Source organism: Kitasatospora sp. NPDC058444, assembly GCF_042721415.1.
GTDB lineage: Bacteria > Actinomycetota > Actinomycetes > Streptomycetales > Streptomycetaceae > Kitasatospora.
Genome location: NZ_JBHXLL010000002.1, coordinates 381,980 through 401,306, shown reverse-complemented (window position 1 = coordinate 401,306; position 19,327 = coordinate 381,980). Strand labels below are relative to the sequence as shown.

General features: G+C 73.6%; 14 protein-coding genes. 4 read left to right on the top strand and 10 right to left on the bottom strand.

The genetic code is table 11. From position 1 onward, the window contains the following. Window positions 1-12: 12 nt before the first annotated feature. Window positions 13-1,011 carry a glycosyltransferase family 2 protein gene (locus ACFWP2_RS04405; RefSeq protein WP_380448111.1) on the bottom strand — a complete coding sequence of 333 codons (999 nt, stop codon included), beginning with the start codon at window positions 1,009-1,011 and terminating at the stop codon, window positions 13-15. 134 nt (window positions 1,012-1,145) lie between these two features. Between ACFWP2_RS04405 and ACFWP2_RS04400 the strand changes: the two genes are divergently transcribed. Together ACFWP2_RS04400 and ACFWP2_RS04395 are read left to right on the top strand one after the other, a co-directional pair. Beyond that, complete coding sequence (locus ACFWP2_RS04400) at window positions 1,146-4,721, top strand: CDP-glycerol glycerophosphotransferase family protein (protein WP_380448109.1); 3,576 nt, start codon at window positions 1,146-1,148, stop codon at window positions 4,719-4,721. 317 nt (window positions 4,722-5,038) lie between these two features. Next, window positions 5,039-7,549, top strand: coding sequence for a CDP-glycerol glycerophosphotransferase family protein (locus tag ACFWP2_RS04395; RefSeq protein WP_380448107.1), 2,511 nt, complete (start codon window positions 5,039-5,041; stop codon window positions 7,547-7,549). A 10-nt stretch (window positions 7,550-7,559) separates the two neighbouring features. On the opposite strand, the gene ACFWP2_RS04390 is transcribed toward ACFWP2_RS04395, so the two are convergent. From ACFWP2_RS04390 to ACFWP2_RS04365, 6 genes are all read right to left on the bottom strand, one after another. Continuing rightward, the gene (locus ACFWP2_RS04390) at window positions 7,560-8,048 is read right to left on the bottom strand and encodes a 2'-5' RNA ligase family protein (protein WP_380448105.1); all 489 of its coding nucleotides are present in this window, start codon (window positions 8,046-8,048) and stop codon (window positions 7,560-7,562) included. 62 nt (window positions 8,049-8,110) lie between these two features. Next, entirely contained in the window at window positions 8,111-9,106 is a 996-nt protein-coding gene (gene trpS / locus ACFWP2_RS04385; protein ID WP_380448222.1) for a tryptophan--tRNA ligase, read from the bottom strand. A gap of 75 nt (window positions 9,107-9,181) precedes the next feature. Continuing rightward, complete coding sequence (locus ACFWP2_RS04380; protein WP_380448103.1) at window positions 9,182-10,507, bottom strand: hemolysin family protein; 1,326 nt, start codon at window positions 10,505-10,507, stop codon at window positions 9,182-9,184. A 54-nt stretch (window positions 10,508-10,561) separates the two neighbouring features. Next, on the bottom strand, window positions 10,562-11,554 hold the full coding sequence (locus ACFWP2_RS04375; protein ID WP_380448101.1) for a malate dehydrogenase: 993 nt from the start codon (window positions 11,552-11,554) through the stop codon (window positions 10,562-10,564). 234 nt (window positions 11,555-11,788) lie between these two features. Beyond that, window positions 11,789-12,214: a DUF3017 domain-containing protein gene (locus ACFWP2_RS04370; protein ID WP_360353553.1), complete on the bottom strand. Its 426-nt coding sequence runs from the start codon at window positions 12,212-12,214 to the stop codon at window positions 11,789-11,791. Between the two features lie 19 nt (window positions 12,215-12,233). Further along, entirely contained in the window at window positions 12,234-13,088 is an 855-nt protein-coding gene (locus tag ACFWP2_RS04365) for a bifunctional methylenetetrahydrofolate dehydrogenase/methenyltetrahydrofolate cyclohydrolase (protein ID WP_359819675.1), read from the bottom strand. 653 nt (window positions 13,089-13,741) lie between these two features. On the opposite strand from ACFWP2_RS04365, the gene ACFWP2_RS04360 reads away from it, so the two are divergent. Further along, a complete protein-coding gene (locus ACFWP2_RS04360; protein WP_380448099.1) occupies window positions 13,742-14,353 on the top strand; it encodes a hypothetical protein in 612 nt (203 codons plus the stop codon). Between the two features lie 98 nt (window positions 14,354-14,451). Here ACFWP2_RS04360 and purH read toward each other — a convergent pair whose 3' ends face one another. Both purH and purN read right to left on the bottom strand, forming a co-directional pair. After that, window positions 14,452-16,029, bottom strand: a complete 1,578-nt coding sequence (gene purH, locus ACFWP2_RS04355; RefSeq protein ID WP_380448097.1) for a bifunctional phosphoribosylaminoimidazolecarboxamide formyltransferase/IMP cyclohydrolase — start codon at window positions 16,027-16,029, stop codon at window positions 14,452-14,454. Beyond that, the gene (gene purN / locus ACFWP2_RS04350; RefSeq protein WP_380448094.1) at window positions 16,026-16,685 is read right to left on the bottom strand and encodes a phosphoribosylglycinamide formyltransferase; all 660 of its coding nucleotides are present in this window, start codon (window positions 16,683-16,685) and stop codon (window positions 16,026-16,028) included. Before purN ends, purH begins: the two co-directional genes overlap by 4 nt. 402 nt (window positions 16,686-17,087) lie before the next feature. Here purN and ACFWP2_RS04345 point away from each other — a divergent pair, with 402 nt between their 5' ends. Continuing rightward, the gene (locus ACFWP2_RS04345; protein ID WP_380448092.1) at window positions 17,088-17,804 is read left to right on the top strand and encodes a hypothetical protein; all 717 of its coding nucleotides are present in this window, start codon (window positions 17,088-17,090) and stop codon (window positions 17,802-17,804) included. 100 nt (window positions 17,805-17,904) lie between these two features. Here the strand turns inward: ACFWP2_RS04345 and ACFWP2_RS04340 are convergent, their stop codons facing one another. Continuing rightward, a complete protein-coding gene (locus ACFWP2_RS04340) occupies window positions 17,905-19,308 on the bottom strand; it encodes a DUF6350 family protein (protein ID WP_380448090.1) in 1,404 nt (467 codons plus the stop codon). Window positions 19,309-19,327 lie beyond the last annotated feature (19 nt).

Sequence of the window (19,327 nt, the reverse complement as noted above, 5' to 3'; positions counted from 1 at the left end):
GTCAGGCCGTACTTACCGCTTGACGAGTCGGCGGGCCTTGGCGAGGGCGCGGACGGCCTGGTAGGCCCCGTAGCGGCCGTGGCTGAGCAGTTCGGTGCGCACGCCGTCCACGCCGGGCGGCGGCCGGTAGCCGGCGGGCCGCAGCCGGGCGCAGTGCTCGGCGGCCCGGCGGAAGTACTCGCGGCGGTCGCCGGGCGGGACCCGGCCGGGCTTGGAGACCACGGTGTTGAGGTGGTGCAGCATCCGGCCGTAGACGACCGGGCGCCAGCGCTCCAGGTCGGGGCGGCGGTCGAGGAAGGCGAAGACCAGGTCGTACTGGGCGAACACGTCGAAGTGCTTGCGGCTGGCGGTGGCCAGGATGTTGCCGCCCTCCTGGCGCTGGCGGTAGTGCACGCCGACCTCGTCGAGCAGGGTGATCCGGGCGGCGGCGAGCAGTGCCGGGTACGTCCAGGGGGTGTCCTCGTAGTAGCCGGCCGGGAAGACCAGCCGCTGCTCGGTGACGAAGTCGCGGCGGTAGGCCTTGTTCCAGACGACCTGGAGCAGGTCGAGCAGGTCGGGGCGGGCGTCGAGGTCGAAGACGTCCGGGGAGGCGGCGCCGAAGACGTGCGCGGAGGCGGCGCGGGTGATCCGGCCGTCGGCGTAGGTGCGGGCGTAGTCGTAAACCAGGATGTCCGGTTCACCCGTGGCGGTGAGCCGCTCGTCGATGCCCTTCAGCAATCCGGGGGTGAGGGTGTCGTCGCTGTCGAGGAAGATCACGTAGTCCCCGGTGGCGACCTCCAGGCCGGCGTTGCGGGCCCGGCCGAGGCCGACGTTCTCCGGCAGGTGCAGCACCCGGACCCGGGCGTCGGCGGCCGCGGCCTCGTCCAGCATGGCGCCGCAGCGGTCCGGGGAGCGGTCGTCCACGGCGATCAGTTCGAAGTCCGGGCCGTCCTGGGCGAGCACCGATTCGAGGCACTCGGAGAGGTAGTCCTGGACCTGGTACACGGGGACGATCACGCTGAAACGGGACACGGACCCAGCGTAGTGGTCCCCGGGTGGGCGAGGTCCCCGGAGGTAGGATCGGGGGCGCACGTACGCACCGATCCAAGTGCGGCCAGGCCCCGTACGGGCTGCCACGCTCCTCCAGAGAAAGGCCTGCGTAGCCGATGGCTCCCCGCCTCTCCATCGTCGTCCCGATCTACAACGTCGAGCGCTATCTCGTCGAATGCCTCGACTCGATCGCCGCCCAGACCTTCACGGACTTCGAGTGCGTCATGGTCGACGACGGTTCGAAGGACGGCAGCGCGGCGCTCGCCGAGGCGTACGCGGCGAAGGACTCCCGGTTCCGGCTGGTCCGGCAGGTGAACAAGGGCCTCGGCGCGGCCCGCAACACCGGCATCCGGCACATCGACCCGGACTCCGAGTTCCTGTGCTTCGTGGACAGCGACGACTCGATGCCGCCGAGCGCGTACGAGCTGATGATCAACACGCTGGACGAGACCGGCTCGGACTTCTGCACCGGCAACGTGCTGCGCTTCCGCGCCGTGGGCTACTACCAGTCCGGCGGCCACCTGAAGCCGTTCAAGGAGACCAGGCTCAAGACCCACATCACCGAGATCCCGGCGCTGGTCACCGACCGCACCGCGTGGAACAAGGTGTACCGCCGCTCGTTCTTCGACGCGGCCGGCCTGCTCTACCCCGAGGGCATCCTGTACGAGGACGCGCCGGTCAGCGTGCCGCACCACTTCCTGGCCAAGAGCGTGGACGTGCTCTCCGAGCCGATCTACCACTGGCGCGAGCGCGAGGTCGGCGAGATGTCGATCACGCAGATGCGCACCAACCCCAAGGGCCTGATCGACCGGGTCGCCTCGGTCGAGCTGGTGCGCGCCTGGCTGATGAAGCAGACCGAGCCGCGCTTCGCCGAGTACCTGCGCTCCTACGACGAGAACACCCTCGTCGAGGAGATCCCGATGTTCTTCTCGTCCCTCGTGGAGGGGGACAAGGAGTACCGGGACGCCTACCTCCAGCACGTCGGCCGGCTGCTCCGGGCGATCGGCGCCGACCACGTCAGCCGGCTGCGCGCGCCGCTGCGGCTGAAGTTCCACCTGACCCTGTCGGACCGGATGGACGAGCTGGTCGACCAGATCACCTACGAGCGCGAGAGCGGCGGCGGCGTCCAGGCCCGCGGCCTGCTGCGCCCGTACGCCGACTACCCGTTCCTGCGCGGCGGGCGCAAGAGCGTGCCGGCCGGGGTGCTCAAGCTGGACAACTCGCTGGTCATCCGCAGCCGGCTGTACCGCAGCTCCTGGGAGGACGGGAAGCTGCGGCTGACCGGGCACGCCTACCCGGAGCAGCTGGGCGCGGCCGGCAAGCACGACATGGTCCGCACCCTGGTGCTGCGCGAGGCCAAGGGCCGCCGGGTCATCGCGGTGCCGATGAAGACGACGTACGCCCCCGAGGCCACCGCGAGCTGCCAGCACGACCTGTACAGCTGCGACTGGTCCGGCTTCAGCGTGGCGATCGACCCGCGGAAGCTCCGGCACCGCGGCCAGTGGAAGGACGGCAACTGGCGCGTCCTGGTGGCCGGCGCGGGCAAGGGCGGCGTCTACAAGGGCCGGGTCTCGGCCGGGTGGAGCGACAGCGCGCTGTTCCTCCCGTCGCACTGGGTCGAGCCGGACGTGCGGATCGTGCCGTGGATCCGGGACAACTTCCTCTACCTCCGGGTGGAGACGGTCAGCGCCCGGGTGACCGGTCTGGCCGCGCGGGGCGACCGGCTGGAGGTCTCGGGCGCGGCCCGCTCCGGCCCGAGCTTCGCCGGGGCGCGGCTGCGGCTCACCCACGCCGAGTCGGACCGCCACGTGACCTTCCCGCTGGAGCTGGGCACTCCGGTCGGCTCGCTCCAGCCGTTCACCGCGGCCGTCCCGGTCGCCGAGCTGACCGCCGTCCGCGAGGCCTGGGCCGAGCTGGACCCGGTGGCCTCCGAGCGCAGCCGCGACCACTGGAACGGCGCCCTGCTGCTGGCCGACGGCAGCACCGTCCCGCTGGCCTGGGACGACCGCAACGCGCCCGAGCGGCTGCACCTGGCGCTGAACCCGCAGGCCCCGGCCGCCGAGCGCCGGGCGCTCTACTCCAAGCCCTCCCCCGACGGGCACCTCCAGTTCTCCGACCAGGTGCTCCAGCCGCTGGTGGACGAGGTGTCCTCGCGCGGCGCCGACGGCTTCCTGCTGAGCGGCTCGTTCCCGCTGCCCGGCGCGCACCGCTGGGAGCTGGTGGTCCGTCACGAGTGGCGCGAGGAGGAGCACGCCTACCCGGTGGAGATCTCGGACGGCCGGTTCCGCACCGCGCTGCCCGCCGTGCCGACGGCCTCCTTCGCCGGCCGGGTGCCGCTCTCCCGGGGCACCTGGCACGTCGTCTTCCGCCCGGTCGGCGTCCAGGTGCCGGACCTGCCGGACGCTGCCGCGCTGGTCACCCCGGACTGCTTCGACGTCCTGCCGGTCGTGGTGGAGTCCCGCGGCAAGCGGATACTGCTGGAACGCCGCAGCCACGACGGCCTGTCGCTGGAGTCGGACTCGGTGCTGCTGCCCGAGGAGCGGGCCGGCTACCGCCAGCGCCAGCTGCAGAGCGTGGACTACCCGGCCGCCCGGCGGCTGCCGGTGCGCGACACGGTGCTCTACCACACCGGCAAGTACGGCACGTACTCCGGCTCGCCCCGGGCCGTCCACGAGGAGCTGGTCCGCCGCGGCCTGCCGCTGGAGCACCTGTGGGGCAACGACGACATGCAGGCCGAGCTGCCGCAGAGCGCGACGGCGCTGCGCTTCCGGAGCCCGGAGTGGTACGAGGCGCTGGCCACCGCCAAGTACGTCGTGGCCAGCACCCACCTGCCCGCCTTCTTCGTCCGCCGTCCCGACCAGGTGGTCGTCCAGACCTGGCACGGCACCCCGCTGAAGCAGATCGGCTTCGACTTCGAGAAGGTCTGGTTCACCGACTCCAAGTACCTCAAGAGCCTGGCCCGGGAGGTCCCGAACTGGAGCCTGCTGGTGGCCGGCAACCGCTGGTCGGCCCCGGTGCTGCGGCGCGCCTTCGACTTCAAGGGCGAGATCCTGGAGAGCGGTTCGCCGCGGAACGACCTGCTGTTCGCGTCCGACCGGGAGAAGACCGCCGAGCAGGTCCGGGAGCGGCTCGGCCTGCCCGAGGGCAAGAAGGTCGTGCTGTACGCGCCGACCTGGCGCGAGGACCGGCGCCGGCCGCAGAACGGCTACCAGATCGACCTGCGGATCGACCTGGCGGCGGCCAAGGCCGCGCTCGGCGACGACCAGGTGCTGCTGGTGCGCCGGCACCACCTGATGTGCGGCCAGATCCCGGGCGCCGGCAACGGCTACATCTGGGACGTCGGCAGCTACCCCGACATGGCGGAGCTGCTGCTGATCGCCGACGTGCTGGTGACGGACTACTCGGCGAGCGTGTTCGACTTCGCCGCGACCGGCAAGCCGATCGTGTTCTTCACCTACGACCTGGAGCACTACCGGGACAACCTGCGCGGCTTCAGCCTGAACTTCGAGGCCGAGGCGCCCGGCCCGATGCCGGCCACCTCCGAGGAGCTCGTCTCCGTGCTCGGCCGGGTGGACGAGGTCGCGGCCGAGTACGCGGACCGGGCGGCCGCGTTCCGCGAGGCTTACTGCGACCTGGACGACGGCAAGGCCTCCGCCCGGGTGGTGGACGCGATGCTCCGCAAGGAGCCGTAGCCGCACCGCGCACGATCCGGGAGGCGCCCGGCACCGCAACCGGTGCCGGGCGCCTCCGCGCGCGTTCGGGAACCTTTCGGGGGAATCCTTCGAAGGTCCTTTCGGGGGAATCTTCGAGGAACCTTCGAGGGGCCTTTGGAGGAGCCTTTCGGGGGATCCTTTCAAGGGGAAAGGGCGGACAGCCGGAACACCGGAGCCGGTGTCGAACCGGTGTTCCCGGAAATGCATTCCCCGGAGCATTCGAAAAGGCGTGCAATTGACCCCGGCGCCATTTCTGGGTGGGATGTTGGTTTCCCGTCCGAAAGGCTTCCACCGCCATGCCCGTGCTCACGCGGCTGGTCCTGCCGCACGCCGCTCCCCGGGTGGCCGCCGGCCGCCCCGCCGACGACGAGGACGTCGTCTTCGGGCTGCTGCGCGCCCGCTGGCACGGCCGCGGCCTGGAACTCACCGGCTTCGCCCGCCCGAACGGCCAGGACACCGCCCGCCCCGGCTCCGCCTGGACCTGGCTGACCCTGCGCCACCAGAACCGCTCCCAGCCGCCGGTGCACCTGCGCTCGCGCCCCCGCCGGATGCCCGAGGTCACCGACGACAGCGCCCAGTCCGCGCACAACCACGACTGGTCCGGCTTCACCGCGCTGATAGCGCCCGGCCGGCTGCGCCGCGGGGACCACTGGCTGCTCGGCGACTGGCGGATCGAGGCCACCCTCTTCACCCGCCCCGGCCCCGCCCGGGTCCGCCGCCGCTACGGCACCCTCGCCCCGCACTGGTGCGGCTCCGGCGAGTACCCGCCGGCCCACTGGGTGGACCACGGCGTCCGGCTCCAGCCGTTCTTCGCCGACGGCCGGCTGCACCTGCGGCTGGAGCGCCCCGCCGTCCGGATCACCCGCGCCGCGCCCGCCCCCGACGGCCTGGACCTGGGCGGGGTCGCCGACGCCTGCCCCTCCGGCACGGTGCTGCGGCTGCGCCACCGGGAGAGCGACGCGGTGCTCGAGCAGCCGCTCGCCCGCACCGGGAACACCTTCACCGTCCGGGTGCCGTACCGGCCGTTCACCGCCGACGGGCGGGGCAGCGGCAGGCTGGAGCACTGGGACGCCGAACTGCTGCGCCCCGACGGCGGCACCGAACAGCTCTGCCTCGACGAGCGCGGCGGCCCGGTGGCCGGCCAGCACCCGCTGCCCGGCACCCCGGACCGGGTGCTCTACCTCAAGCACCTCGCCGACGGCCGGCTCCAGCTCTGCGTCCAGCCCGCGGCCGGCCTGGTCGACCGGATCGCCGTCCGGGACGACGGCTTCGAACTGTCCGGCCACTGCCCCGGTCCGGCCGCCGACCGGCTGCAGCTGGTGCTGCGGCACTCCGGCTCCGCGAGCGAGGTCCGCACCCCGGTCGACACCGGCCCGGGCGGCCGCTTCCGGGTCCGGGTGCCCGCCGGCCGGACCGGCTCGGACGGCGTGGCGCTGCCGCTGCGCAAGGGCGTCTGGGAGGCCGCCCTGGAGCCGGCCGGGCGCCCCGGGGACGGCCGGCCGCTGCTCGCCGCCCCCGCCGCACTGCCCGGTGTCCCCGCCGCCACCACCACCGGCGGCAAGCGGATCCTGCTGCAACGCCGGTGGCACGACACCCTGGTGGTGGACTCCACCCCGGTGCTCACCGCCGCCGAGCGCAGTGCCTGGACGCAGCGCCGGCTGCGCACCGAGCGCTACCCCGCCGCCCGCCGCGCGCCGCTGCGCGAGGCGGTGCTGTACGACGTGTTCGGCGGCCGCGGCTACGCCGACTCGCCGCGCGCGGTGCACGCCGAACTCGTGCGCCGGGGCGCCCGGTTGGAGCACCTGTGGGTGGTCGACGACGCCCAGGCCGAGCTGCCGCCCGGGGTCGTCCCGGTGCGGAGCTGGAGCCCGGAGTGGTACCGCGCGCTGGCCACCTGCCGGTACCTGGTCGGCAACACGCACTTCCCGGACTTCCTGGAGCGCCGACCCGGCCAGGTCGTCGTGCAGACCTGGCACGGCTCCCTGCTGAAGCGGATCGCCCACGACGTCGAGAGCCCCTGGCTGGCCGACCGCGGCTACCTGGCGGCGCTCGACCGGGAGACCCCGCAGTGGAGCCTGCTGCTCTCCCCCAGCCCGTTCGCCACCCCGATCCTGCGCCGCGCCTTCCGCTACGGCGGCGAGCTGCTGGAGTCCGGCTACCCGCGCAACGACGTGCTCGCCCGCCCGGACCCGCGGACCGCCGCCACCGTCCGCCGCCGGCTCGGCGTCCCCGCGGACCGGCGGATCGTGCTGTACGCGCCGACCTGGCGCGAGGACCAGCAGCGCGGCGACGGCGACGGCTTCCGGCTCGACCTGCGGCTGGACCTCGACCACGCCCGGCGCCTGCTCGGAGCGGACCACGTGCTGCTGGTCCGCCCGCACGCGCACGTGCGCGAACCGCTGCCCGGCGCCGGCGACGGCTTCCTGTACGACTGCGGGGACTACCCCGACCCGCAGGAACTGCTGCTGGTCGCGGACGTCCTGGTGACCGACTACTCGTCGATCATGTTCGACTTCGCCATCACCGGCCGCCCGATGTACTTCTTCACCTACGACCTGGAGCACTACCGCGACACCCTGCGCGGCTTCTCCTTCGACTTCGAGGCGGACGCCCCCGGCCCGCTGCTGCCCACCTCGGCCGAACTGCTCGGCGCGCTGCGCGAACTCGCCGACGGCGACGGCGGACCGCCGCCCGGCTACGCCGGGCGCTACCGGCGCTTCCGGGCCGAGCACTGCGCGCTGGACGACGGCGGCGCGGCCCGCCGGGTGGTCGACCGGATGCTCGAACTCGGCGGCGCGGGAGGCTAGTTCACGAAGTTCAGCCGAACGGGTAGCTCCGCCAGGGCCGCCAGACCTCGTCCGCGTCGAAGCGGGAGAGTCCGAAGCCCTCCACCGGGAAGTCCGCCCGGAAGTCGCGCGCCTGCTCGTACGCCTGGTCCAGCACGTCGTCGGACAGACCGTGGGCGACCGTCACGTGCGGGTGGTACGGGAAGGCCAGCTCGCGGGCCAGCGGGCCGGAGCGGATGTCCGCCTCCAGCAGCCGGCACTCCTGGGCGCCCTCCTCGACCCGGACGTACACCACCGGGGAGACCGGACGGAAGGTCCCGCTGCCGTGCAGCAGCATCCGGAACGGGCGGTGCGCGGCCGCCACCGCCGCCAGGTGCTCCTCGATCTTCGCCAGCGCCTCGGCGGGCACCTCGGTCGGCGGCAGCAGGGTGACGTGGGTGGGTATCGACCGGGCCAGCGGATCCCCGTGCCCGGCCCGGGCGTCCTGGATCGCCGTGCCGTACGGGTCCGGAACGGTCACGGACACGCCGATGGTGACGACCTCGGGGAGGTCGTCACCACCAGGCAGGCGTGTGAGGGGAGTCACCGCTTGGCGGCCGGGAGGAAGCCGATCCGGTCGTACACCGTCTCCAGGGTCACCGACGCCACCGAGCGGGCCTTCTCGGCGCCGATCGCCAGCACCCGGTCCAGCTCCGCCGGGTCGTCCAGGAACAGCCGGGTGCGCTCCTGGAAGGGGGTGACCCACTCGGTGAACAGCTCGGCCAGCTCGGTCTTCAGGGCGCCGTACATCTTGCCCTCGAAGTGCTCGACCAGCTGCTCGACCGACTGGCCGCTGAGCGCGGAGTGGATGCGCAGCAGGTTGGAGACGCCCGGCTTCTCCTCCTCGTCGTAGGAGACGACGGTGCCGGTGTCGGTGACGGCGCTCTTGAACTTCTTGGCGCTCGCCTTCGCCTCGTCCAGCAGGCCCACCAGGCCCTTGGCCGAGGAGGCGGACTTGCTCATCTTCACGCCCGGGTCCTGGAGGTCCATGATCTTCGCCGTCTCCTTGAGGATGTACGGCTTCGGGACCGTGAAGGTCGGGCTGTAGCGGGTGTTGAAGCGCTCGGCGATGTCACGGGTGATCTCCACGTGCTGGCGCTGGTCCTCGCCGACCGGGACGGCGTCCGCCTGGTAGAGCAGGATGTCCGCGATCTGGAGGATCGGGTAGGTGAACAGGCCGACCGTGGTGCTCTCGGAGCCGTACCGGGAGGACTTGTCCTTGAACTGGGTCATCCGCGAGGCCTCGCCGAAGCCGGTGAGGCAGTTCATCACCCAGGCGAGCTGCGCGTGCTCGGGCACGTGCGACTGGACGAAGAGCGTGCAGTGGTCCGGGTCCAGGCCCGCGCCGAGCAGCTGGGCGGCGGAGACCCGGGTGTTCTCGCGCAGCGTCGCCGGGTCCTGCGGCACCGTGATCGCGTGCAGGTCGACGACCATGTAGAAGGCGTCGTTCTCCTTCTGGAGGTCGACCCACTGGCGCACCGCGCCCAGGTAGTTGCCGAGGTGGAACGAGCCGGAAGTGGGCTGGATGCCGGAGAGCACCCGGGGACGGTCCTTGACCGGACCAGTGACCGCTGCGTTGACCATGCGCGCCATTGTTCCAGTTCCACCGCTCGCTCAGGAAACCTCCGCCCCCGGAGGTTCGGCCAGTGTGACCGCACTCACCCCCACCCGGGCGATCCGCCGGCCCTCGACCTTGGCCACCGTCAGCAGCACCCCGCCGCCGCCCTCGACCGGAACGCGCACCTGGTCGCCGTCCCGGGGCAGCCGGCCGAGCGCGGCGACCAGGCAGCCCGCCACCGTCTCGTACGGGCCCTCGGGGAGGGTGACGCCGGTCTCCTCGGCGAAGTCGCCGAGGTTGAGCAGACCGTCCAGCTCCATGCCGCCGCCGGCCAGCCGGCGGGTGGGGGCGGTCACCGGGCGGTCGTACTCGTCCCGGATCTCGCCGATCACCTCCTCGACCAGGTCCTCCAGGGTGACGATCCCGGCGGTGCCGCCGTACTCGTCCACCACGATGGCCAGGTGGTGGCCCTCCCGGCGCATCTCGCCCATCGCCTCCAGCACCAGCTTGGTGCCGGGCAGCAGCTTGACCGGGCGGGCCAGGTCGCGGACCTTGGCGGCCTGCTCGCCGCGCGCGCCGTACAGGTCGCGGACGTGGACGAAGCCGACCACCGCGTCGGCGCTGCCCTCGACCACCGGGTAGCGCGAGTGCGGGGAGGTGTCGGCCTGGTGCCGGACGGCGGCCAGCGGGCGCTCGGCGTCCAGGAAGGTCACCTCGGTGCGCGGGACCATCACCTCGCGCAGCTGACGCTCCCCTGCGGAGAAAACGTCGGCGATCAACGCCCGTTCGTCGCTTCCGAGTTCGGTGTTGGCGGCGACCAGGCCGCGCAGCTCCTCGGAGCTCATCGAACCGCGGCCCGCCGTCGGGTCGCCGCCGAGCAGCCGGACCATCAGGTTGGTGGAGTGGCCGAGCAGCCAGATCACCGGCCGCAGCACCACCGACATCACGTCCACCACCGGCGCGGCGCCGACCGCGATGGACTCGGCGCGCTGCAGGCCGATCCGCTTGGGGGTCAGCTCGCCCAGCACCAGCGAGGCGTAGCTGATCACCAGGGTGAGGCCGACCAGGGCCACCGCGTCGGCCACGCCCTCGGACAGCCCGGCCCGGACGAACAGCGGGGCGACCTTGCCGGACAGGGTGTCCGCGCCGAAGGCGGCCGACAGGAAGCCCATGCAGGTCACCCCGACCTGGACGGCGGCCAGGAAGCGGTTGGGGTCGGCGGCCAGGTGCGCGGCCCGCGCCGCGCGCCGGGTGCCGCGCCCCTCCAGCGTCCGGATCTGGCCCTCGCGCAGCGAGATCAGCGAGATCTCGGCGACGTTGAACAACCCGCCCAGCAGGATGAAGACGAGGACGAGCGCGGCGTCCCCGAGTGTTTCGTTCACAGCGGGCCAGTGTAGGACGGCCGCCACCCGCCGGTGAAGCCGTACGGGGCGGGCTCAGATGAGGCCCAGCTCCTGGACCGCGTCGCGCTCCTCGACCAGCTCGTTGACCGAGGCGTCGATGCGGGCGCGGGAGAAGTCGGAGATCTCCAGGCCCTGGACGATCTCGAACTTGCCGTCCTTGGTGGTGACGGGGAAGGAGGAGATCAGGCCGGCCGGGACGCCGTAGGAGCCGTCGGAGACGACACCCATGGAGGTCCAGTCGCCCTCGGCGGTGCCGTTGACCCAGGTGTGGACGTGGTCGATGGCGGCGTTGGCGGCCGAGGCGGCCGAGGAGGCGCCGCGGGCGTCGATGATGGCGGCACCGCGCTTGGCGACGGTCGGGATGAAGTCCTGCTCCAGCCAGGCCAGGTCGCTGCCGACGGCCTCGAAGGCCGGCTTGCCGGCGATCTCGGCCTGGAAGACGTCCGGGTACTGGGTCGCGGAGTGGTTGCCCCAGATGGTGACGCGCTTGATGTCGGAGACCAGGGCGCCGGTCTTGGCGGACAGCTGGCCGACGGCGCGGTTGTGGTCCAGGCGGGTCATCGCGGTGAAGCGCTCGGCCGGGACGTCCGGGGCGTTGCGCTGGGCGATCAGGGCGTTGGTGTTGGCCGGGTTGCCGACGACCAGGACCTTGATGTCGTCCGCGGCGTTGTCGTTGATGGCCTTGCCCTGCGGGCCGAAGATGCCGCCGTTGGCCTGGAGCAGGTCGCCGCGCTCCATGCCCGCGGTGCGCGGACGGGCGCCGACCAGCAGCGCGACGTTGGCGCCGTCGAAGGCCTCGTTCGGGTTGTCGGTGATCTTGATGTCGCGCAGCAGCGGGAAGGCGCAGTCGACGAGCTCCATGGCGGTGCCCTCGGCGGCCTTGAGGCCCTGCGGGATCTCCAGGAGGCGCAGGTTCACCGGCACGTCGGCACCGAGCAGGTGGCCCGAGGCGATGCGGAAGAGCAGCGCGTAGCCGATCTGGCCGGCCGCTCCGGTGATGGTGACGTTGACGGGGGTGCGGGTCATTTCTACCTTCTCCAGCAAATCGCCAGGCGCCCCAGGCACACCGGCACTGGAGCCAGGATGATCTCTCTCGACGTCGAGAGACCGGCGTCAGGTTATCGCAAAGGGAAGCCTACGCCGGGTGCCCCGGCGTGGCTGATGCGTCACAGGAGGCCGATGCGTGACGGAAGCAAGGCGGCCCCCGCCCGGACCCTGGATTTCCATGGTGCCGGGCGGGGGCCGTCGCGGGCCCGCGGATCAGTGCCTGGGCCGGCCCATCAGCTGGCCGATGTTGTCGAGCAGGGGGATCTGCAGCCACGGGTTCGGCTGCGCCACCAGGGTCAGCAGCACGATCGAGATGCCCAGGAAGCTCAGCACGATCACGTCGGTGAAGCGGCTGCGCACCGCCAGCATCCCGACCTCGGGAAGCACCAGCCGCAGCACCGCGCCGAGCAGCACCCCGAAGCCGAGGATCAGCAGCCCGTACTTGAACCCGTCCTTGAAGTCGGCGAACCAGGTGACCGCGAGGCCGGCGCCGACGACCAGCAGGACCAGCGTGATCGGCCACTGCCGCACCGGCAGGGCGTGATCGCGCCCCAGGGCCGCGGAGGAGCCCTCGGGCGGCAGGGTGCCGGTGGTCTTGACCGGCCTGCGGCGGGACCGTGCCGGTCGCGGTTCAGTCATGCTCGCCGTCCCTGGGGTGTCAGATGCCGGCGCGGCGCTCGGCCGCCTCGACGATGTTGTTGAGCAGCATCGCGCGGGTCATCGGGCCCACGCCGCCGGGGTTCGGGGAGATCCAGCCGGCCACCTCGGCCACGCCCGGGTGCACGTCGCCGACGATCTTGCCCTCGCTGCGGCTGACGCCGACGTCCAGCACGGCCGCGCCCGGCTTGACGTCCTCCGGCTTGACCAGGTGGGGCACGCCGGCGGCGGCCACGATGATGTCGGCCTTGCGCAGGTGGGCGCCGAGGTCACGGGTGCCGGTGTGGCACAGGGTGACGGTGGCGTTCTCGCTGCGGCGGGTCAGCAGCAGGCCGATCGAGCGGCCGACGGTGATGCCGCGGCCGACCACGACCACCTCGGCGCCGTCGATCTCGACGTCGTGGCGGCGCAGCAGCTCGACGATGCCGAGCGGGGTGCACGGCAGCGGGCCCTCGATGCCCAGGGCGAGGCGGCCGAGCGAGGTCGGGTGCAGGCCGTCGGCGTCCTTGTCCGGGTCCATCAGCTCCAGGACCGGGTTCTGGTCCAGGCCCTTGGGCAGCGGCAGCTGGACGATGTAGCCGGTGCAGGAGGGGTCGGCGTTGAGCTCGCGGACGACGTTCTCGACGTCCTCCTGGGTGGCGGTGGCGGGCAGCTCGCGCTGGATCGAGGCGATGCCGACCTCGGCGCAGTCCTTGTGCTTGCCGTTCACGTACCAGCGGCTGCCCGGGTCGTCGCCGACCAGGACGGTGCCGAGGCCGGGCGTGACGCCCTTCGCCTTGAGGGCCGCCACGCGGGCGGCGAGTTCGGACTTGATCGCGGCGGCGGTGGCCTTGCCATCGAGAATCTGGGCAGTCATGACCCCATTCTCCCGGATCGCCGGAGGTCTCCGTACCGAGGGCCGCCGACCGCCGCGGCCACGCTCCGGGGGCGGGCGGACGGGGGCCGGGCGGACGGGCGGGCGGGCCGACGCACGGATGGACGCACGGGTGGACGCACGGGTGGACGGACCCGTTCGGGCCGGTGGACGGGCCGGTGGACGGCCGGGTGGACGAATCAGATGGACGGACAGGTGGACGGGCGGGTGAACGGACGGGTACGAAGGTCCGCCGCACGTTGCGGTTGCGCCACAGTCTGGGCGCACCACGCGTAACCGGCTGGACAGGGCGCCGCCGTCCGGATGACGATAAGCGCGCATTCCCGCCGCGACACCGGCCCGGTGACGAGCCGACGGACCCCGCGGCGGGGCGTACCCGGGGGAAAGAGCCAGTGAGCCGATCACAGCAGAACGAGCAGTCCGACCGCGGGGGCACCGTCCCGCCCGCGCCGCACCCGTCGGCCGCCTCGCGCCCCTGACGCTCACCGCGCTGCCGAGCCGCGGCGCCCGTCACCGCCGCCGGGCTGTCATCCCGCTCCGCCAGACGTCCCCTTCGGCCGGTGGCCCGACCCACCGACCGGCACCGGGACGTCCGTGTCCCGTCCCCGCGTCCCCGTAACTGCCCGGAGGCATCCATGAGTTACCCGCCCGACCCGAACAACCCGTACGGCCAGCCGCCGGCCGCCCCGGGCTACGGCTACCCGCAGCAGGCCCCGCCGCCGCAGGCCGCGTACGGCTACCCGCAGGCCGCCCCCGCCTACGGGTACCCGCCGATGGCGGCCCCGCAGCTGTCCATGCCGGGCCTGGTGACGACCACCCGCGTACTGCTGTTCATCGTCGGCGGCGTGCAGACGCTCCTCGCGATCCTCTACATGGTCATCGGTGCGGCCGCCAAGGACGTCACCAACTCCAGCCGGTCCGTGAGCGGCGACAACCCGTTCACCGCGCTGGGCGACGCCGCCGCCGGCATCCTGATCGTCGTCGCGGTGCTGTTCGGGCTGTTCGCCGCGCTCTCCATCACGCTCGGCGCGAAGTTCGGCAAGGGCGGGAACGCCGTCCGCGTCACCACCATCGTGTACGGCTCGCTCGGCGCGCTGGTCGGCCTGCTGATCCTGCTGAGCGCCATCGGCGCCGGCTCCGCCGTGGGCCTGGTGATGGCCCTGCTCTGGCTGTCGATCAGCATCATCTGGATCACCGCCATGTGCGTCCAGGACGGCGTGAACTGGTTCAACCGGCCGCGTTACTGACCGGCCCGCACGGCAGAGCGGCCCGGCTCCCTCCTCGGAGGGGGCCGGGCCGCTCTGTCATGCCGTCACGCAGTCGGGCCGTCGGGCCGGGCGGCGGATCAGTGGAAGAAGTGCCGCGCGCCGGTGAAGTACATCGTCACGCCGGCCTCGGCGGCCGCCGCGACGACCTCCTCGTCACGGATCGAGCCGCCGGGCTGCACGATCGCCTTGACGCCGGCCGCGATCAGGATCGCCGGGCCGTCCGCGAACGGGAAGAAGGCGTCCGAGGCCGCGTAGGCGCCCTTGGCGCGCTCGCCGGCCCGCTCGACGGCGAGCTTGCAGGAGTCCACCCGGTTCACCTGGCCCATGCCGACGCCGACCGAGGCGCCGTCCTTGGCCAGCAGGATCGCGTTGGACTTGACGGCCCGGCAGGCCCGCCAGGCGAAGGCCAGCTCGGCCAGCTCCTCGGCGGACAGCGCCTCACCGGTGGCGAGGGTCCAGTTCGCCGGGTCGTCGCCCTCGGCGTGCACCCGGTCGGCCTCCTGGAGCAGCACGCCACCGGAGATCGGGCGCACCTCCTGGCGGTTGGCCGGGGCCTCGGGGGCGAGCAGCACCCGCAGGTTCTTCTTGCGGGTGAGCACCTCCAGGGCGCCCTCCTCGTAGCCGGGGGCCACGACGACCTCGGTGAAGATCGGGGCGATCTGCTCGGCCAGCGCGACGGTGACCGGGCGGTTGACGGCGATCACGCCGCCGTACGCGGAGACCGGGTCGCACTCGTGCGCCTTGCGGTGCGCCTCGGCGACGTCGGCGCCGGTCGCGATGCCGCACGGGTTGGCGTGCTTGATGATCGCGACGGCCGGCTCGGCGTGGTCGTAGGCGGCGCGGCGGGCGGCGTCGGTGTCGACGTAGTTGTTGTACGACATCTCCTTGCCGTGCAGCTGCTGCGCACCGGCCAGGCCGCCGGTGCCGTCGCTGTACAGCGCGGCGCCCTGGTGCGGGTTCTCGCCGTAGCGCAGCACGTTCTGCCGCTCCCAGGTGGAGCCCAGGAACTCGGGGAAACGCTCGTCGCTGGGCGCGTAGCCGTCCTCGAACCAGGAGGCGACGGCCACGTCGTAGGCGGCGGTGTGGGCGAACGCGGCACCGGCCAGGCGCTTGCGGGTGGCCAGGTCGAAGCCGCCCTCGCGGACGGCCTCCAGCACGTCGCCGTAGCGGGCCGGGTCGACCACCACGGCCACCGAGGGGTGGTTCTTGGCGGCGGCGCGGACCATGCTCGGGCCGCCGATGTCGATCTGCTCGACGCACTCGTCCGGGGTGGCGCCGGAGGCGACGGTGGCCTTGAACGGGTAGAGGTTCACCACGACCAGGTCGAAGGGCTCGACGCCCAGCTCGGCCAGCTGCGCGCGGTGCGACTCCAGCCGCAGGTCGGCCAGCACGCCGGCGTGCACGCGGGGGTGCAGCGTCTTCACGCGCCCGTCCAGGCACTCCGGGAAGCCGGTCAGCTCGGACACCTCGGTCACCGGGACGCCGGCGGCGGCGATCCGGCCGGCGGTGGAGCCGGTGGAGACGATGGCGACCCCGGCGGCGTGCAGGCCCTGGGCCAGCTCCTCCAGACCGGTCTTGTCGTACACGCTGATCAGCGCGCGACGGATCGGACGGACGTTCTCCGAAACGGGCGTGGTGGTGGAGCTGGCACTCATGCCGGGATCCATACCTTTCGGTCCTCGATGCGGTGACCTTCGCGGGCCAGCCGGCCCACGACGTCGACGAGCAGCTTGCGCTCGACAGTCTTGATGCGCTCGTGCAGCGCTTCGCCGCCATCGGCGTGGTCGGCGTCGACGACCTCGACGACGCCCTGCGCGATGATCGGCCCGGTGTCCACGCCGGAGTCGACCAGGTGGACGGTGCAACCGGTGACCTTCACCCCGTACGCGAGCGCGTCGGTGACGCCGTGGGCGCCGGGGAAGGAGGGCAGCAGTGCGGGGTGGGTGTTGACGATCCGCCCGGCGAAGGCGGTGATGAACTCGGGGCCGAGGATCTTCATGAAACCGGCCGTGACCACCAGGTCCGGCTGGTACTCGGCGACGGAGGCGGTCAGCGCGCGGTCCCAGGCGGCCCGGTCCGGGTGGTCCTTCACCCGGTGGACGAAGGTCGGCAGGCCCGCCGTCTCCGCGCGGTCCAGGCCGGCGATCCCGTCCCGGTCCGCACCGACGGCGAGGATCTCCGCGCCGTAGGCCGGGTCGGCGACGGCGTCGACCAGCGCCTGCAGGTTGGTGCCGGAGCCGGAGACCAGCACCACCAGGCGGGCCGGTCCGGGCGTACGGGGCGGGAAGTGCTGGGCGGGGGCGGCGGCCACTGCGCGTCTCTCCGTAGGTCGGGCGCCGTCCGCTGGTACGTCCACCGGTGGTGGGGCCACTACGAACGGCAGGTCGAGCGAGGGGGAACTCCAGGGAAATCCGCCGCGACGCGGGCCCCGGGGAACCTCTGTGGGCTGCTGACCGTCACCACGATAACGGCTGGTCGGAGGGCCTCCGCACCCTCCCGGCGGCGCTACGCGCGTAGTTGAGACGGGGATCTCCTCCGGCCCACCGCACCGGAGTCGCCCCGGGCCGCACCGGCCCCCCGGCGTCCCGCCCGGCCCCGCGGCACCGGGCCGCCGGTGGCCCGACGGACGGCTGCGGGATCATTGGGGCGCGGGAGACCGCTCCGACGCGAGAACCTCCGAACGAGCCCCGACCGAGAAGGAATGGCTGAACCCATGAGCAGCGGCGACGACACCGGCGAGCGCAACCCCTTCGCGCCGCCGCCGGCGGATGCCCCGGACCAGCCGTGGCAGCCGCGCAGCCCCTGGGCCGGCGGGGGCCACGGCTCCGACGGCCAAGGTAGCCCCACCGGGCAGGGCGGCCCTACCGGGCAGGGTGGCTCCGCCTGGCCGGGTGGCCCTACCGGGCAGGGTGGCTCCGAGGGCCAGGGCGGCGAGCGCCCGCAGCTGCCGCCGCCGTGGGGCCCCGGCGACGGCCGCCCCGGCCAGCGCCCGCCGGCCCCGCAGCCGCCCCGGCTCGACCTCGCCGACCCGGCCCACCGCAAGGCCCGCAACGCGGCGCTGGCCGGGCCGTTCGCCCTGGTCTGCCTGTTCGCGGGGTTCCACTGGATCGCCCTGCTGATCGGGGTGCTCGGCATCGTCTGGGGCGTCGGCGCGCTGCGGACCCGGCGGCCCGCCCCGGCCGCCACCGTCGCCGGACCGGCCGGACCGCTCCCCGCCGCCCCCGCGTCGAACCCGCTCACCCCGGCCGCGCTCGCCGGCGTCCTGACCGGCGCGATGACCGTCGTGGTCGCGACCTCGGTGATCGGCCTCGGGTACCACTACCGCGACTACGTCACCTGCGTCCAGGACTCGCTGACCAGCGTCGGCGCCCAGAACTGCGACCGGTACGCGCCGCAGTGGTACGTCGACTTCACCGGGAACACCGAGTAGTCGGGGGTTCGCGGCCGGCCGGGTCACCCGGTCGCCCCGGTCCCGCTCGTCGCCCCGGTCCCGCTCGTCGCCCCGGTCCCGCCGGTCGTCGAGGTCCGGCTCAGCCGTCGAGGTCCAGATCGTCGGCGGCGGGCCTGACGCCCGGCTCCGAGAGCCGCAGCACGAGGGCGTACGCACCGGCGCGCAGCCCCAGCGCACCCCGGCGGGCCCGGCGCGCGAGCCGGGCGTACACGCCCACGCCGTCCGCCGGGCCCAGCGTGCGGTACCGGACCAGCAACGCGCCCGGAACGGCGACCAGCGCGATCCAGCCCGCCGCCGCCGGACCCGTCCACGGCAGCGGCCCCACCCAGGCCAGCCGCTCCGCCGCCAGCGCCCCGCCGGAGAGCCAGCCCAGCACCGCCGCCCCGGCCCCGGCCCACAGCGCCGCCGCCAGCGCGGCCACCACCGTCGCGGCCGGCGGCCAGGGCCCCGGCCGCTCCCCGGCCGGCGCCCCGACCCCGGAGACCGCGAGCCGCCGGCCCGCCGCCGCCCGGCCCAGCAGCACCGCCGGCACCACCCCGGCCAGCAGCGGCAGGACCGCCACCACGAGCCGCCAGCCGCCCGGCCCGTCCGCCGGCAGCAGGGCGAACAGCGGGAACTCCGGCACCGGGCCCAGCACCGCACCGGTCGGCGACACCGCCGTCCCGGCGCCCACCGCGAAGCCCGGCCCCACCGCGTACGCCGCACCCCACAGCACCGCGTTCGGCAGCAGCGCCAGCGCGAGCAGCACCAGCCCCAGCACCGCGGCGGGCCCGCTCCCCAGCAGCGCCGTCCCGCGCCCGCCGCCGGCCACCGCGTCCAGCACCGCCGAGCACACCACCAGCAGGCCGCCCGCCGCGACCAGCCCGGCCCCGGCCGCCAGCGCCGCGGCCCGCACCACCGGCGCACCGCCGACCGGGCGGTACGGCGACGGAAGGCGGTCCAGCGGGAAGTCGACCGGCACGTCGAGGACGGCCACCGAACGGGCCCCGGCGGACGTCGCCAGCCCCGCCACCAGCGCCACCACCAGCACGTCCAGCAGCACCCGGCTGCGGAACACCCCGCCACCCGCGCAGTGCAGCGCCACCGCGACGGCCACCGCGCAGTACCCCGCCCACACCGCCACCGGCCCGCCCCAGCGCGAGCGCAGCCCGCGCCGGGCGGCCACCCCGGCGGCCGCCCGGTAGAGCCGGACCACGGCCAGGACACCGAGCAGCAGCGGCGTGACCGTCAGCGGGGCGTCCGCCGGGCCGCGCAGCAGCGGCGCGCCGTGCCCCAGCAGCCAGAGCACCCCCGCCAACCGGGTGACAGCGGCCGCGCCGTCCTCCGCGTACGGCGACACCACCCAGAGCCCGAGCACCGGCGCGCCGACCACCGCCAGGCCGACCAGCGCCGTCCGCACTCCCGCCAACACGTCGGCCAGCGCGGGGCGTCCGCCCAATTCACCGGGCGACTCCAGGATCGGACGGCCCATCAGCTGCGTCATGGGCCACATGGTGCCAAGG